Source organism: Streptomyces yatensis, assembly GCF_018069625.1.
GTDB lineage: Bacteria > Actinomycetota > Actinomycetes > Streptomycetales > Streptomycetaceae > Streptomyces > Streptomyces yatensis.
On sequence record NZ_CP072941.1, the window covers coordinates 6,486,646 to 6,502,070 of the forward strand.

Annotated in this window: 11 protein-coding genes and 1 pseudogene; 4 read left to right on the top strand and 8 right to left on the bottom strand. The window is 72.9% G+C overall.

What is annotated here, in order from left to right; all coding sequences use genetic code 11:
* Positions 1 to 147 precede the first annotated feature (147 nt).
* A complete protein-coding gene (locus J8403_RS27365; RefSeq protein WP_078641555.1) occupies positions 148 to 591 on the bottom strand; it encodes a hypothetical protein in 444 nt (147 codons plus the stop codon).
* Between the two features lie 183 nt (positions 592 to 774).
* Here J8403_RS27365 and J8403_RS27370 point away from each other — a divergent pair, with 183 nt between their 5' ends.
* Entirely contained in the window at positions 775 to 2,178 is a 1,404-nt protein-coding gene (locus J8403_RS27370) for a S28 family serine protease (RefSeq protein ID WP_211125484.1), read from the top strand.
* Between the two features lie 301 nt (positions 2,179 to 2,479).
* Here J8403_RS27370 and J8403_RS27375 read toward each other — a convergent pair whose 3' ends face one another.
* Positions 2,480 to 4,417, bottom strand: coding sequence for a glycoside hydrolase family 3 protein (locus tag J8403_RS27375; RefSeq protein ID WP_425519836.1), 1,938 nt, complete (start codon positions 4,415 to 4,417; stop codon positions 2,480 to 2,482).
* Positions 4,418 to 4,637: 220 nt separating this feature from the next.
* Between J8403_RS27375 and J8403_RS27380 the strand changes: the two genes are divergently transcribed.
* Complete coding sequence (locus J8403_RS27380) at positions 4,638 to 5,858, top strand: macrolide family glycosyltransferase (RefSeq protein WP_211125486.1); 1,221 nt, start codon at positions 4,638 to 4,640, stop codon at positions 5,856 to 5,858.
* Between the two features lie 359 nt (positions 5,859 to 6,217).
* Here the strand turns inward: J8403_RS27380 and J8403_RS27385 are convergent, their stop codons facing one another.
* On the bottom strand, positions 6,218 to 7,132 hold the full coding sequence (locus tag J8403_RS27385; RefSeq protein WP_211125487.1) for a LysR family transcriptional regulator: 915 nt from the start codon (positions 7,130 to 7,132) through the stop codon (positions 6,218 to 6,220).
* A gap of 137 nt (positions 7,133 to 7,269) precedes the next feature.
* Between J8403_RS27385 and J8403_RS43820 the strand changes: the two are divergent.
* Positions 7,270 to 8,115: pseudogene (locus J8403_RS43820) on the top strand (EamA family transporter); the annotation flags it as partial.
* A gap of 501 nt (positions 8,116 to 8,616) precedes the next feature.
* On the opposite strand, the gene J8403_RS27395 reads toward J8403_RS43820, so the two are convergent.
* Positions 8,617 to 9,414 carry a sugar phosphate isomerase/epimerase family protein gene (locus tag J8403_RS27395; RefSeq protein WP_211125491.1) on the bottom strand — a complete coding sequence of 266 codons (798 nt, stop codon included), beginning with the start codon at positions 9,412 to 9,414 and terminating at the stop codon, positions 8,617 to 8,619.
* 302 nt (positions 9,415 to 9,716) lie between these two features.
* Positions 9,717 to 10,577: a helix-turn-helix transcriptional regulator gene (locus tag J8403_RS27400; RefSeq protein ID WP_211125493.1), complete on the bottom strand. Its 861-nt coding sequence runs from the start codon at positions 10,575 to 10,577 to the stop codon at positions 9,717 to 9,719.
* A 159-nt stretch (positions 10,578 to 10,736) separates the two neighbouring features.
* Between J8403_RS27400 and J8403_RS27405 the strand changes: the two genes are divergently transcribed.
* Complete coding sequence (locus J8403_RS27405) at positions 10,737 to 11,732, top strand: aldo/keto reductase (protein WP_211125494.1); 996 nt, start codon at positions 10,737 to 10,739, stop codon at positions 11,730 to 11,732.
* Between the two features lie 148 nt (positions 11,733 to 11,880).
* On the opposite strand, the gene J8403_RS27410 is transcribed toward J8403_RS27405, so the two are convergent.
* The 3 genes from J8403_RS27410 to J8403_RS27420 all read right to left on the bottom strand — a co-directional run bounded on the left by J8403_RS27410 (position 11,881) and on the right by J8403_RS27420 (position 15,178).
* Positions 11,881 to 13,026 (bottom strand): N5-glutamine methyltransferase family protein, encoded by a 1,146-nt coding sequence (locus J8403_RS27410; protein ID WP_211128448.1) that lies wholly within the window; start codon positions 13,024 to 13,026, stop codon positions 11,881 to 11,883.
* A 296-nt stretch (positions 13,027 to 13,322) separates the two neighbouring features.
* Positions 13,323 to 14,402 carry a CU044_5270 family protein gene (locus J8403_RS27415; protein ID WP_211125495.1) on the bottom strand — a complete coding sequence of 360 codons (1,080 nt, stop codon included), beginning with the start codon at positions 14,400 to 14,402 and terminating at the stop codon, positions 13,323 to 13,325.
* A complete protein-coding gene (locus J8403_RS27420; RefSeq protein ID WP_211125496.1) occupies positions 14,399 to 15,178 on the bottom strand; it encodes an RNA polymerase sigma factor in 780 nt (259 codons plus the stop codon). Before J8403_RS27420 ends, J8403_RS27415 begins: the two co-directional genes overlap by 4 nt.
* Positions 15,179 to 15,425 lie beyond the last annotated feature (247 nt).

Consider the following 15,425-nt stretch of genomic DNA (forward strand, 5'->3'; position numbering starts at 1 on the left):
TGCCCACGCGGCGGTGCCGCACGTCGACACGGCCGCGGCGGAGCCGCACATCGACACAGCCCCGCGCCCCTTTCGGGGCGCTGCGCACCGGTCATCCGCCGTACGGCGGTGACGCTCAGCGTTCGCCCGCTGTTACGTACGGTAACATCACGGTTCCATGCCGCTGGCCCTCGCTATGGCCTCCACCTCCCGCCGGTCCTGCTCCCGCTGCTCCGCCTCGGCCGCCACCCGCTGCTTGTGGCGGTGCAGGAAATCGGGGTCCCCGGCCCGCTCCTGAGGCACCAGCACCTTCATGCCCTTGGCGTGCGGGCTGTCGCCGAGGTCGACCACCACCCGCTCGTCCTGGGACGTGAGCAGGCCGAACAGCACCAGCAGCTCGGCCTGGAGAGCGGGGGTGAACAGCTCTTTCTCCTCCGGCCCCATACCGAGCTCGTACGTCCCCCCGCGGACGGCCGGTGAGGTGCTCAACTCGCGCAGCAGCCGCATCAGCAGCTCGAGCGAGCGGGGATCGATTCGTTCCTGCAATTCGTTCAGATACCGCGTCAGCCGCTCGGCCCGTTCACTCCGGTCGTGCCGTTCGTCTCGGTCCATACAGGCAGCATGAGCCATCACAGCCCGCTACGAAAGAGGGCGACGGTAACAACTCTCCGTATTCGGCGTCGTGTTGGAGCACCGACGACCTCTGGCGACCCGAGTGTGTGCCCGGATAGGTTCTCGGCGGCCTGTGCGAATTCTCGGGCCACAAGGGTCATCACGGCAACAAGGGGAGGGTGCATGCGCAAGATGCTCAGATGGCTGGTGGCGCTCGCGATACTGATGGGGGTGGTCGGTGCGGGCGCCGGAGGCGCGTCCGCGGAGCCGGCCGCCCCCGCCCAGCCGGACATCAAGGAGCGCGTCCTGGCGATTCCCGGGATGCGTTTCGTGGAGGAGCAGCCCTACGAGGGCTATCGCTTCCTCGTCTTCACCTATGCCCAGCCGGTGGACCACCGGCATCCCTCCAAGGGCACCTTTCAGCAGCGGTTCACCCTGCTGCACAAGGCCACCGACCGGCCCACGGTCTTCTACACCTCGGGCTACAACGTCACCACCGCACCGCGCCGCAGTGAGCCGACGCAGCTGGTGGACGGCAACCAGGTGTCCATGGAGTACCGTTTCTTCACTCCCTCCCGGCCCCAGCCCGCCGACTGGTCCAAGCTGGACATCCGGCAGGCCGCGAGCGACCAGCACCGCCTCTACCGGGCCCTGAAGCCCATCTACGGCAAGAAGTGGCTGGCCACCGGCGGCAGCAAGGGCGGCATGACGGCCACCTACTACCGCCGCTTCTATCCGCACGACATGGACGGCACCGTCGCGTATGTCGCGCCCAACGACGTGGCCAACGACGAGGATTCCGCCTACGACCGCTTCTTCGCGGGCGTCGGCACGGCCGAATGCCGCACCAAGCTCAACGCGGTGCAGCGCGAGGCGCTGGTGCGGCGCGACGAGATCGTGCGGCGCTACCAGAAGTGGGCGGACGACGAGAAGCAGACCTTCACCGTCGTCGGCAGCGCCGACAAGGCGTACGAGAACGTCGTCCTGGACCTGGTGTGGGCCTTCTGGCAGTACCACCTTCTGAAGGACTGCGCGGACGTCCCCGCCCCGACCGCGTCCACCGACGAGCTGTACGGCTTCATCGACGAGATCTCGGGCTTCTCCGCCTACACCGACCAGGGCCTGGAGACCTACACGCCGTACTACTACCAGGCGGGCACCGAGCTCGGCTCGCCCACCTTCAAGACCCCGCACCTGGACGGGCTGCTGCGCTACCCCGGCATCTACGCCCCGCGCAACTATGTGCCGCGCGACATCCCGATGCGGTTCACGCCGGGCGTGATGCGGGACGTCGACAACTGGGTGCGGCACGACGCCCGGCGGATGCTCTTCGTCTACGGCCAGAACGACCCGTGGGGCGCCGAGCGCTTCCGGGTCGGCAAGGGCGCCAAGGACTCCCACGTCTACACGGTCGCCGGCGGCAACCACGGCTCCAGCATCGCCCAGCTCACGGGCGAGGAGAAGGCCGAGGCCACGGCGGAGGTGCAGCGGTGGGCGGGCGTCAGCCCGACCAGCAAGCCGCTCGCCCGGCATGACGCCAAGCTGGACCGCCGCGAGGTCGAGCGCGAACCGGCCTTGCGGCCGTAGGCGAGCCCATGCGTGGGCGACGAGGGTGTCCGCCGAGGCGGACACCCTCGTCGCGGGCACGCTGGGCCCGTATCCGTGGACATGATCGAAGGACACCGCGAGGGACCTGAAGCTGACGGGCCGCCGGGCCCTCGTGACCGGTTCCGGCTCCGGGCTCGGCGCGGCCATCGCGGATCACGGGCGCCGTCGCCTGTCCGGCCGGCCCCCACGGCGCCTACGTCAGCGGTGACACACTCCGCGTGGACGGCGGCACGATCCGCTCGGTGATCTGACCGCCGCTCAATACCCGAGTGACCGGGGCTCAATACCCCAGCCCGTGCCCGATCGGGTACAGCGCCCGGGACGGGTCGTCCGCGCGCCGCACCGCGACCGGCAGTTTGCCGTGCGGGGTGACCCGCCCCGCGATCACCCGGGCGGCGGCGCGCAGCTCCACATCCGTCCAGCAGTACGCGGCCAGCGACGCGGCGGGCTCCGTGCCACGTCCGACCAGCCGCGCGATGTCGTACGGACCGCGCAGCGCCAGATGCACCACCGGCACCCCGGTGGCCACCAGCCGCGCCACCAGGGTGCGCTGGGCGGATCCGGCCGCGATGTCGTACGTCGCCACGATCACCGCGTCCCGGCCCCGCGCCGCCGCGACCGCCGCCTCGATCCGCGCGGGCGAGGGGCCGGGCGAGTCGCCCGTGCCGGTGGGCAGCGCCTCCGCCTGGAAGCCGAGCCCGGACAGGGTGCGGGCCAGGACGGCCGTCGGCGGGCCGCCGGTGCCCGAGGGCGCGGCGGCGTCCACCCCGACCACCAGCAGGTCGTGATGGCGGCGCGGTGACAGCGGCAGCAGGCCGCCGCGGTTGGTGATCAGCGTGGTGGTGCGCTCGGCGATCCGGTCGGCGGTGGCCCGGTGCTCCCGGGTGCCCACCGTGCGGTTGACCGCGCGGTCGCTGGTGTACGGATCGTCGAACAGCCCCCGGCGCGCCTTGAGTTCCAGGATGCGCCGCAGCGAGCGGTCGATCCGGTCCTCGTCGAGCTCGCCCGCCCGCACGGCCTTGCGCACGCCTTCGAAGGCGCGGGACAGGCTCGGCGGGTTGAGCAGCTGGTCCACCCCCGCCTTGAGCGCGAGCACCGGCACCCGGTCGTCGCCGTACTTCTTCCGCACCCCCTCCATGCCGAGCGAGTCGGTGACCACCACCCCGTCGTAGCCCAGCTCCTCGCGGAGCACACCGGTGAGGATGGGGCGGGAGAGCGTGGCGGGGTCGTCGGCCGGGTCGAGCGCGGGGAAGAGCAGATGCGCCGTCATGATCGAGTCGATCCCGGCCTCGATCGCGGCGCGGAACGGCGGCGCGTCCAGCCGCTCCCACTCCTTGCGGGAGTGGGTGATCCGCGGCAGCCCCACATGGCTGTCCACCGAGGTGTCGCCGTGGCCGGGGAAGTGTTTGGCGGTGGCCGCGACCCCGGCGCTCTGATAGCCCTCCACCTGGGCCGCCACCAGCCGCGCCACGGCCTTCGGATCGGCCCCGAAGGAGCGCACGCCGATCACCGGATTGGCGGGGTTGACGTTGACGTCCGCGATCGGCGCGTAGTCCTGCCGGATGCCGAGCGCGGCCAGCTCCGCCCCCGCGGTGCGGGCGGCCGTACGGGCGTCGGCGGCGCTGCCGCCCGCACCGAGCGCCATGGCACCCGGGAACAGCGTGGCGGGCGCGCCCACCCGGGCGACGGCGCCGTACTCCTGGTCGGTGGAGAGCAGGACGGGGACGGGCACGGAGGCGGCCAGCGCGGCCTTCTGGATGCCGTTGGAGAGCGCGGCGACCTGGTGGGGGTCGCGGATGTTGTGCGCCCAGCGGATGTACATCACCCCGCCCACGTGGTACTTCGCGATCAGTTCGGCGGCGTTGTCCACGCCGATGTCCTTGCGGTTGGCCGCGACATCGGCCGGATCGGGGTGGGTGGCCGAATGGCCGTACACCCGCATCACGAAGAGCTGGCCGATCTTCTGGTCCAGCGTCATCCGGCCGATGAGCTCGTCGATCCGCCGGCGTTCGCGCTCATGGTCCCGGCCGGGATCCGTGGCGGCTCGTGAGGGCGTCGCCGAAGGGCCGCCGGAACCGGCGGTGGTGCGGCGCGCGGGGGCCGCGGGCGCGGGGGAGCTGTTCGTCGGCGCACTGCAGGCACCGGCCGCGGCGGCGGCCAGGGTGGCGGTGAGCAGGGCGCGGCGAGACGTCGTCGTGTGCACCCGCACTCCTTCCATGGGACGTTCGGAGGGGGTGGCCGAAGGTGGTGCAGGACACGCTGGGACACAAAGCGTGGCCGGGTCAAGGAGAGTTGGACTTTCCGACGGCCCGGAAGCGTAAAGGAAAAGACTCGTTAAAGACGGGGATCTGGTGCTCGTGCGAAACCGGCGCTAATGTACCGATCGGGTATGCGCACTATTTGTACGCGGCATCCGGTCTCGCTTAGGTTCCGTTTTCATGACCCCATCGACGGGTGCCAAGCCCCCCACACATATCGCCATGTTCGGCATCGCGGCGCACGGGCACGTCAACCCGAGCCTGGAGGTGATCCGCGAGCTGGTGGCCCGCGGGCACCGGGTTACCTACGCCATTCCCGAGTCGTTCGCCGAGAAGGTCGCCGAGACCGGCGCCGAGCCGAAGACCTATACCTCGGTTCTCCACGGTGAGAATGTGCCGGGCGCCAGAGGCTCCGACCTGATCGACTACATCGAGCCGTTTCTCACCGAGGCCGAGCAGGCGCTGCCGCAGCATCTGGCGGCCTACGAGGGCGATGAGCCGGATCTGGTGATGTACGACGTCACGGCGTACCCGGCGCATGTCCTCGCCCATCGCTGGGGCGTGTCCGCCGTCGAGCTGGCGCCCAGCTTCGTGCCCTGGGACGGCTACCGCGAAGAGGTCTTCGAGCCGATGTACGCGCGGCTGCGGTGCTCCGAGCGCGGCCGCGCCTACTACGCGCGCTACCGCGCCTGGCTGGAGGACAACGGACTGGCCGGCACCGACCCCGACCGGCTCATCGGCCGCCCCAGCCGCTGTCTCGCCCTCATCCCCGAGCTGCTCCAGCCGAACGCCGACCGCGTCGACCCCTCCGTCTACAGCTTCGTCGGCGGCTGCCAGAGCGCCCGCCGCGAGGTGGCGGAGTGGCGCCGCCCCGAGCGGGCTGCCGAGACCGACCGGATCCTGCTGGTCTCGCTCGGCTCGACCTGGACCAAGGAGCCCGGCTTCTACCGCGCCTGCGTCGCGGCGTTCGGCGATCTGCCGGGGTGGCATGTGGTGCTGCAGATCGGCGAGTTCGTCGACCCGGCCGACCTCGGCGAGATCCCCGCCAACGTCGAAGTGCACAGCTGGATACCGCAGTTGAGCATCCTGCGGAAGGCCGACGCCTTCGTCACCCACGCGGGTGCGGGCGGCGCCCAGGAGGGGCTGGCCTGCGGGGTGCCGATGGTCGCCGTACCGCAGGCCGTCGACCAGTTCAGCAACGCGGACACCCTCGAAGCGCTCGGGGTCGGCCGCCATCTGCCCAAGGAGGAGGCCACCGCCCCGGCGCTGCGCAAGGCGGTGCTCGACCTGGTGGACGACCCCGAGGTGGCCGCCCGCTGCGCCACGCTCAAGGCGCGGATGGCCGCCGAGGGCGGACCGGACCGCGCGGCGGACCTGATCGAGGCGGAGCTGCCCGTCTGAACGGTCGCCCTAGGGGCGCACCGGCCCCCCTGGGCGCCCCTAGGGTGCCCCCCGGTGTGCCCCTTGGGCGCCGCCGACGCTCTGGGAGGGGTGTCGCGTCGGCGGCGGGGTGCTGCTGGCCGCGGGCGGCGGAGAGGTGGTCAGCGACGCAGCCAGCGGCGAGGCCGATTACCGCCATGCGGAGACTCCCCATCAGCACACCGCTTCGACGCGTCGCGGCGCGCGCCGGTTCCGCGACGGGTGTGCGGAGAGAGATTCGGCAGGGTGGGGCGTACGCGCCCCGAGTGGTTGCGCCGGGCAGCCAGTTGAGTCGGTGCCCTGCCGGTGCCCTGCCGTTGTCTGCCGGTGCCTGCCGGTGCTCAGACCGTGCGCCGCGGCCACAGGTCGCCCAGCAGCCGCACCGTTTCGGTGATGGCGGGGCGGCGGGCCGCGCCGGTGCGCCACAGGGCGTACAGCCGCCGCACCGGGACCGGCTCCAGGGGCAGCGCCAGCACCTCGTCCGGCAGCGGACCGCGTCCCAGGCGGGGCATGAGGGCGACGCCGAGACCGGCCGCCACCAGGGCGATCTGGGTGTGGTTCTCGGCCGTTTGATACGCCAGGTCCGGCTCATGGCCCGAGGCGCGCAGCGTACGGACCAGCCAGTCGTGGCACACCGACCCGGGCGGCTGACAGATCCACCGCTGCCCCGGCAGGTCCTCGCGGCGCAGCGTCCGCCGTGCGGCCCGCTCGGCCAGCGGATGTCCGGCCGGGACGAGCAGATCGCACAGGTCGTCGCCGATGACCGCCCGTTCCAGCCCCTCCGGGGCGGGCAGCGGGGCGATGTCCCAGTCATGGGCCACCGCCAGGTCGATGACTCCCTGCGTCACCAGGTCCACCGACAGATGCGGATCCACTTCGAGCAGCCGGGCGTCCAGGGAGGGGTGTTCGGCCGCGAGAGCGGCCAGCACCACGGGCATCAGCCCGCGCGCCGCCGAGGCGAAGGCGCCGATCACCAGCCGGCCCGTGGGCTGTCCGCGCCGCTCCTCCAGGGTGGTCTCGGCCTCCTCGACGATGGCGAGCAACTGCTGGGCGGTGGCGGCCAGATGGCGGGCCGCGTCGGTCAGCGCGATACCCCGGCCCTGCCGCTCCAGAAGGGTCGTCCGGGTCTCCCGCTCCAACTTGGCGATCTGCTGCGATACGGCGGACGGGGTGTAGCCGAGCGCGATCGCGGCGGCGCTGACCGAGCCGTGCACGGACACCGCGTGCAGCGCCCGCAGCCGGGCCAGATCCAGCATGGGCCCTCCCCTCCTTGGCTGTCGCCTTTGGCTGTCGCCACATCGTTGACCGGTCCCGCATCTTTAACCGTTACTGCATCCAAGCATGAAGACATCCGCGCTGGTGCTACAAGGTCCCGGCGCCTGATCCTCGATCCATGCGACCTGTGCACATAGCCCTCGCCGTGCTGGTCACGGCCCTGTGGGGGGTCAACTTCGTGGTCATCGAGATGGGCCTCGACCACTTCCCGCCCCTGCTCTTCTGCGCCCTGCGATTCCTGGTGGCCGCGCTGCCCGCCGTCTTCCTGGTCGGCCCGCCGAGGGTCGCCTGGCGATGGGTCCTGGGGGTGGGGCTGGCCCTGGGCGTGGCCAAGTTCGGGCTGCTGTTCATCGGGATGCACGAGGGGATGCCCGCCGGGCTCTCCTCGCTGGTGCTGCAGATCCAGGCGGTGTTCACCGCGCTGTTCGCGGCCGTCGTGCTCGGCGAACGCCCCGGTCGGCGGCGGTTGCTGGGCATGGCCGTCGCCCTCGCCGGGATCGCGGTGGCCGCCGTGGACGAGGGCACCGCCGGGCCGCTCATCGGCTTCGTCCTCGTCGTCGCGGCGGCCGCCTTCTGGGGTGTCTCCAACGTCCTCACCCGCAAGGCGGCGCCGCCCGATGCCCTGAACTTCATGGTGTGGGTGAGCGTGGTGCCCGTACTGCCACTGCTCGGGCTCTCGCTGATGTTCGAGGGCGCGGACCCCGACCTGGACGCGCTGAGCAGGCTCGACTGGGCCGGAGTGGGCGCGATCGTCTATGTCGCCTGGGTCACCACCGTGTTCGGCTTCGGGGTCTGGGGCTTTCTGCTGCGCACCTACGACGCCTCGACGGTCGCCCCCTTCTCGCTGCTGGTGCCGGTCTTCGGGATGTCCTCGGCGGCGCTGGTGCTGGGGGAGGGGATCAGCGCACCGCGCTGGCTGGCGGCGGCGCTGCTGGTGGGCGGCGTGGCCCTGACCTCGCTCCCGCGCCCACCGCGCCTTCGGCGCGGGGCGGGCGGGGCGCGCGTTCGGCGCGGGGCGGGCCGCCGATCTGAGGTGCCCGGGGTGGGCGCCCGGCCGGATGTGCCTGGGGTGGGCCTCCGCCCTGAGGCGCCTGGGGTGGGCCTCCGTCCCGAGGTGCCCGGGTCGGGCCTCCGTCCCGAGGTACCCGGGTCGGGCCTCCGTACCGAGGCACCTGGGTCGGGTCCCCGATCCCGCGGGGCGGGCCGCCGATCTGAGGTGCGCTGGGCGGGCGCCCGGCCGGATGTGCCTGGGGTGGGCGCGCTGCCAGATGCGCCTGGGGTGGGCCTCCGTCCCGGGGTACCCGGGTCGGGCCTCCGACCTGAGGCGCCTGGGTCGGGCCCCCGATCCGAGGCGAACGAGTCGGACCGCCGCCCCGAGCCGCTTCTGCCGGAGTCGGTCGGTTCCGAGCTGGACGGCTCCGAGCCGAGCGGCCGCGAGCCCGGGGCTGTCGGGGACCCGGCGTGGTCAGGCCGCGTCGGTCAGCAGGCGTAGCAGGTGCTCCCGGCCCGGGGCCAGCAGCTCCGGGAACTCCCGGGCCTGCGGATACCACCGCTTCTCGTACTCCCAGCACAGCCAGCCGTCCCAGCCCTCACGGCTGAGCAGCTCCACGCACTCGGTCAGCGGCAGCACCCCTTCGCCCAGCGGCAGCGGGGTGGTGTCGTCGGCCGAGGCGATGTCCTTGACCTGGACGTAGCCCAGATGCGGGAAGAGCGCCGGATAGCTGGTGGCCGGGTCCTCACCGCCCAGCCAGGTGTGCATCACATCCCAGATCGCCCCGACGCTGCCATGGCCCACCAGGCCGAGGACCCGGGCCGCGTCCGCGCCCGTCCGATGCGAGTCGTGGGTCTCCAGCAGCAGCCGTACGCCGAGGTCGGCGGCGCGGGGCGCGGCCGCGGCGAGCCGCCGGGCGGCCGTGGCGTCGGCCTCCTCCGGGCTCTGCTCCCCGCCGCCGGGGAAGACCCGGACATGGCGGGCGCCCAGGTCGTGGGCGAGCTCCAGCAGCTCCCGCAGCCCGGCCAGCACCGGCTCGTCCGGCCCGGCCTCGGCGGCGCGCACATATCCGGCGACGGTGAGGATCTCGATCCCGGCGTCCCGGAACTCCGCCGCCACCCTGGCCCGTTCATCCGCGCCGATCCCCGGGTGCACCGGCTCCTCGGGGTGGGCGCGCAGCTCCACGCCGTGGTATCCGGCCCCGGCGGCGAGCCGGGCGACGTCGGGCATGGGCATACCGGGGACGCCGAGAGTGGAGAAGGCGAGCTTCATGCGGGCTCCCTTGATGGGGGTCGTGCGGTACGTGGGGATCTTCCTGCCCTGCATCCCGGACGCTAAGCAGGGGCACGAGTCGGGTCAATCCTGACCTCACGCCTACGGCGTGTCTTGGCGGGCAGGTCGTGGCCCACCGCCCGGGCCCGCGGGCGCCCGGTGCCCTGCGCGGTCGTCCGGGCCCGTCGGGGCCGTGGCCGCTCGGCCCGCAGCGTGCGGGCTATGCCTGCCTCGGCGGCCCGTTACGTCGTGGCCGACCGCCCGGTTCTGCGGGCGCCCCGCGCCCCCGTGGGGCGGCCGCCTCACCGGATGGGCGTGTCCGTCGACCCCGTGGGGAATTCCTCGATGCCGAGTACCTGAAGCAGCTGCAGCCGTTCGCGGGTCTCGGCGTCCGCCGGGGTGAGCACCAGCAGGAGCTGGCCCTGGTCGGGGGTGACCAGGGTCTCGCAGTCCATCACCAGGCGGCCCACCCGCGCGTGCAGCAGGGTCTTGCGGTCGGCGCGCCGGACCGCCACCTCGTGCTCGGCCCAGAGCCGGCGGAAGTCGGCGCTCGCGGCCCGCAACCGGTCGATGAGTCCGGTGACCGTGGGGTCGCCGGACCGGCGGCCGGCGGCCGCGCGCAGGTCGGCCACGAGCTGGCGGGCGTGGTGCTCCCGATCCTCGGGCGGGGCGACGGCGCGCTCGGCGGGGTCGGTGAACCAGCGGTAGGCGATGTAGCGCCGGTCGCCGGTGAAGCCGGTGTGGTCGCCGGTCAGCAGGACGGCCGCACGGTTCTGGGCGAGGACCTCGCCCAGGTCGGACAGGACCAGGGCCGGGTTGTCGCCGAGCAGGTCGAGCATGCGGATCAGACCGGCGCGCGCCAGGCCGGCCACCCCGTCCGCGGGCGGGGGCCGGTGCCCGGCCAGGTGGAACAGGTGGTCGCGCTCGTCCTCGGAGAGGCGCAACGCCCGGGCCAGCGCGCCGAGCAGCTGGGGCGAGGGCTGACTGCTGCGGCCCTGTTCCAGGCGGACGACGTAGTCCACCGACATGCCCGCGAGCATGGCCACCTCTTCCCGGCGCAGGCCGCTGGTCCGGCGCCGGGGGCCGTCGGTGATGCCGACCTCGGCCGGGCGGATCGCCTCGCGGCGGCGGCGCAGGAAGTCGGCGAGCTGGTCACGTTCCATCTCCCCAGGGTCCCTCGCGGCGGGCGGACCATCCAGGGAGCGGCTCTCCCACGATGAACGCTCCGCTCCCATGGGCCGCGGCGCGGGCGCAGGGTGGGCGACAGATCGAGACCAGATCGACGAAAGCTCGACGACAGATCGACGACGAAGGAGAACGCGATGCAGACGCGAACCCTGGGCAGCACCGGCCCGGCCGTATCCGCCATGGGGCTGGGCGGCATGAGCATGTCGGGTGCGTACGGCGCCGCCGACCGTACGGAGAGCATCGCCACCGTGCACGCCGCGCTGGAGGCCGGCGTCACGCTGATCGACACCGCCGACTTCTACGCCATGGGCCACAACGAACTGCTGCTCGCCGAGGCGCTGCGCGGCCGCGATCGCGACAGCTACACGCTGAGCGTCAAGTTCGGCATGCTGCGGGGGCCCGGCCCCGGCGCCGCTGGGCATGACGGCCGTCCCGAGGCGGTGAAGAACTTCCTGGCCTACTCGCTGACCCGGCTGGGCACCGACCACATCGACATCTACCGCCCCGCCCGGCTGGACCCCGCGGTGCCGATCGAGGAGACGGTGGGCGCGATCAAGGAGATGATCGACGCCGGGTACGTACGGCACCTCGGCCTCTCGGAGGTCGACGCGGCGACGATCCGCCGGGCGCATGCCGTGCACCCGGTCGCCGACCTGCAGATCGAGTACTCGCTGATCTCCCGCGCGGTGGAGGCGGACGTCCTGCCCACGCTCCGCGAGCTCGGCATCGGACTGACCGCGTACGGAGTCCTGGGCCGCGGCCTCATCTCCGGGCACTGGACCCCCGACCGCACCGCCGACCCCGGCGACTCCCGCGCGTTCAGCCCGCGGTTCGCGAGCGAGAACGTGGCACACAACCTCGCCCTCGTGGACGCGCTGCGCCGGGTGGCCGAGGCGAAGGGGTGCACCGTCGCCCAGCTGGCCATCGCCTGGGTCTTCGCACAGGGCGAGGACATCGTGCCGCTGATCGGCGCCCGCACCCGCGAGCGGCTGGCCGAGGCACTGCCCGCGACGGAGCTGGACCTCACCGCCGACGACCTCGCCGAGATCGAGAAGGCGATGCCCCGGGGCGCGGCACGCGGCGACCGCTACCCGTCCGCGTTCATGTCCGGCCTCGGCGTGGGGAACTGAGCCGGGCTCGCTGTGGCGCAAGCGCTCCGCGGGAAGTGTTGCGAGGTGCGGTCGTTCATCCGCGGCTGTGTCGTGGCTGGTCGCGCCGACGCGGCGGAGCCGCATATCGACACAGCCCCGCGCCCCTTCGGGGCGCACCCGAATGAGTTCAGCCCGCCGTCAGCCGCCATAGCGAGGTGACCTCCGCCGCGCGGGCCGTGTGGAGGGGGTCGGTGGGGTCCAGGGCGCGGGGGTGGGCGGGGCGGATGTCCAGGCGGGCCGCGACCGTCAGGCCCGCCGTGGCGAAGGCGGCCAGGAGTTCGGCGCGTGGCCGCAGGCCGAGGTGTTCGGCGAGGTCGGAGAGGATCAGCCAGCCCTCGCCGCCGGGGGTCAGATGCCCGGCCAGGCCGTTCAGGAAGCCGCGCAGCATACGGCTGGACGGGTCGTAGACCGCGTATTCGAGCGGTGAGGAGGGTCGGGCCGGGACCCACGGCGGGTTGCAGACCACCAGCGGGGCGCGGCCCGGCGGGTAGAGGTCGGCCTCGACCACCTCGATCCGCTCGGACAGGTCCAGACGGGCCGCGTTCTCGCGGGCGCACCCCAGCGCCCGCGCGTCCTGGTCGGTGGCCACCACTCGCCGGATGCCGCGCCGGGCGAGGACGGCGGCCAGGACGCCGGTTCCGGTGCCGATGTCGAAGGCCAGCTCCCGCGTGGGCAGCGGGGCCTCGGCCACCAGGTCGACGTACTCGCCGCGCACCGGCGAGAAGACCCCGTAGTGCGGATGGATGCGGTCGCCGCCCAGCGCCGGCACCTCGACGCCCTTACGGCGCCACTGGTGCGCGCCGATCAGCCCGAGTAACTCCGGCAGCGAGGTCACCGACGCCCGCCCGCTCGCCGGGCCGTACGCCTCGGCGCACGCCTGCCGCACGTCCGGCGCCCGGCGCAGCGGGATGCCGAAGTCCGCGTCCAGCGGCACCAGCAGCATCCCCAGCAGCCGGGCCCGCCGGGACTGGGCCTGGCGGTGCCGGTGGAACACCTCGGCCGGTGACGCCGCCGGGGCCCGCCGCTCCTTGGCCCGGCGTGGTCCGCGGTCGATCCGGCGGGCCAGCGCGGTGAGCAGCTGACGGGCGCCCTGGTAGTCGCCGCGCCACAGCAGCGCGGTGCCCTCGCAGGCGCGGCGGTGGGCGGTGCCGGCGGGCATCCGGTCGTCCGCCACCTCGATCCGCCGGGGCGGCGGCGTGCCGTTCTCGGAGCGCCAGTGGGCGGTCCGGGTCCGGCCGTCCTCGGTCCACTCGATGACCTGCTGGGTACTCAGGGGTACACCCTTTGCTCTTGTGCCGTTCCGACGTGCCGCACGGGTGCGTCGTATGGACGTTCCCCGTGTGATTCCCGCGTGCTGTACGGGCCTGCGTGTGCGCCGATCCTTCCCGTACGGGACCCGCCCGCGCGAGCGGATTTCCGGTCGAGGTGACGACTCGTCACCTGTGCGACCGGGAAGGCGCCCGCCGGGGCGGACGCCGTTCGGCGGCTTGACGGCCGGTTAGTGGCGGTTCGAGCCTGTTCATGACTGTTCGAGCCGGTTCGGGACGGTGCGGGACGGCTCAGGGCGGCTCAGGACGCGTCGATGTCGATCCGCGTCACCTTGCCCTTTTCATCGGCGACGGTGACGTCCAGGAGCGCGCTCGTGTTCGTTCCGAGGTAGGTCAGGTTCTTCGCGTCGAAGACCCAGCACTCGGTCGTGGTCTGGTCACGCTTCTCGCGAGGGGTGTACGTGAGGCCGATACCGGACCGGCCCGCGCCGTCCTTGACGTTCTCCACGACGCGGACGTCCGGCAGTTTGGCCACGGCACGGTAGAGCGCGGCATTGAACTCGGGCAGCAGGGTGGCCTGATCGAGGATGGCTGAGACGTTCTCGAAGACCGTCTCGGTCAGCCGGGATTTCACCACCCCGCTGTCGCTCTTGAGCTTCTTCAGCAGCGCGTCGGGGTCGGTGGGGAGGGCCTCGAGCTGCCGGACGGTCCGAACTCCCGGAGACATGGCGATGTCCTCGGTCTCGTTGTGGACGGGTTCGCCGCTGGGGGACAACCCGGTGAGGTGCCGGAGACCGTCCCGCTTGCCGGACACGGGCTGCCACTCCTCACTGCGGACGTTCCCCTCGTACGTCTTGGTGCCCGTGACCTTCCCCTTGGAGTCCCGTACGAGCTTCGAGGGACCGCCCCACGTGGACGAGGGTCCCTGGGACCTGGTGTAGATGAACTGGTCGTCACGGGCCTTGACCGCCGGGCGGTCGGCCGCCGCCACGGCGATCCGGTCCAGCAGCTGTACGGCCTGCCGGTGCTCGGCCCTGGGGTCACCGCCGACGCCGGTGGCGCCGCCCTCGCCGTCCCGCAGACCGTCGACCGCCACCGCGCCCACGACCACGGCGGTGGCCAGCGCCAGCGGTGCCGCGATGAGGACGAGGCGGCGTCGGGGGCGCCGGGGTGCGGGCGGCGCGGATGCCGTGTCCGGCGTACCCGACAGTTCGTAGACGGTCTCGTTGCTGATGGTCTCGTCGCTGATCTGCTTCATCAGATGCTCCTTCAGGACGCGGTGGCGGTCCTGCCGGAGCACCGGACGGCCCGGGGCGGGCAGCAACTCGGCCAGCTCCTGGGGGTCGACCGGCTGATCGGCTCGTCGCGGGTTGGTGTTCATCGCTTCTTCTCCTGCGTGGACCGGGCCGCCTGATGGCGGCTGACCGGTATCTGTCCGACCATCGCCGCGCGTTGCACCGCGCCCTGCCCGGCGCCGCCGTCCGCGTCCCGCGTGGGGAGTCCGCTGCGCACGCCTCGCGTGCCGCCGTCGCTGTCCGCGTCCCGCGTGCCGCCGTCGCTGCCCGTGGCGTCGCTGTCCGTGCTGCCCGTGACGTTGCCGCCGCCCGTGCCGCGGGCGAGTTCGAGCTCGGTGAGCTTGCGCAGGCGCTTTCTCGCGCGCGAGAGCCGGGCCCGTACGGTGCCGGTGGCCACGCCCAGGGCCTCGGCCACCGTCGCGGCGTCCAGCCCCTCCCACACGCAGAGCGTGAACACCTCGCGCTCCCCGCGGCGCATCGTGCGCAACGCCTTCTGCGCGGCGGCCAGTTCCTCGGTGTCGGCCAGGCGCTGGGTCACCTCGTCGGCGAAGTCCGGAACGGGGTCCGGGGGCGGGAGTTTGGCGAGCGCGGTCCGGTGTCTTCGCGCCGCCCGCGTGGTGTTGCGCGTGACGTTCGTCGCGATGCCCAGCAGCCACGGGCGGAGGCTGTCGTCCCCCGGAAGCAGCCGCTCCCGCAGCCGCCACGCCTCCAGGAAGGTGAGCGACACGATGTCGTCGGCCATGCCCCCGTCGCCGGTCAGCCGGATGGCATGCCGGTAGACCACCGAGGCGCACTCGTCGAAGAGCTGCCCGAAGGCATCCGGATCCCCGGCTCGCACGCGAGTGCGCAGTGATGTCTCCACACTCCCCCCTGTCCACCGCGCGGACCGCGTTGCGGTGATCTGCGTCACAGAGTGCTCCGCCGGGTGCGCCGTGACGTCCCGTCGTTCGTCCGCGGCGCCCGTCGTGGCTGGTCGCCCACGCGGCGGAGCCGCATATCGACACGGCCGCGGCGGAGCCGCACATGGACACAGCCCCGCGCCCCTTGGCGGCGCTGCTGAACCGCGGCCGACTTCACCAGGTCCGCTGGGACGCGCACGGCGCATCCCC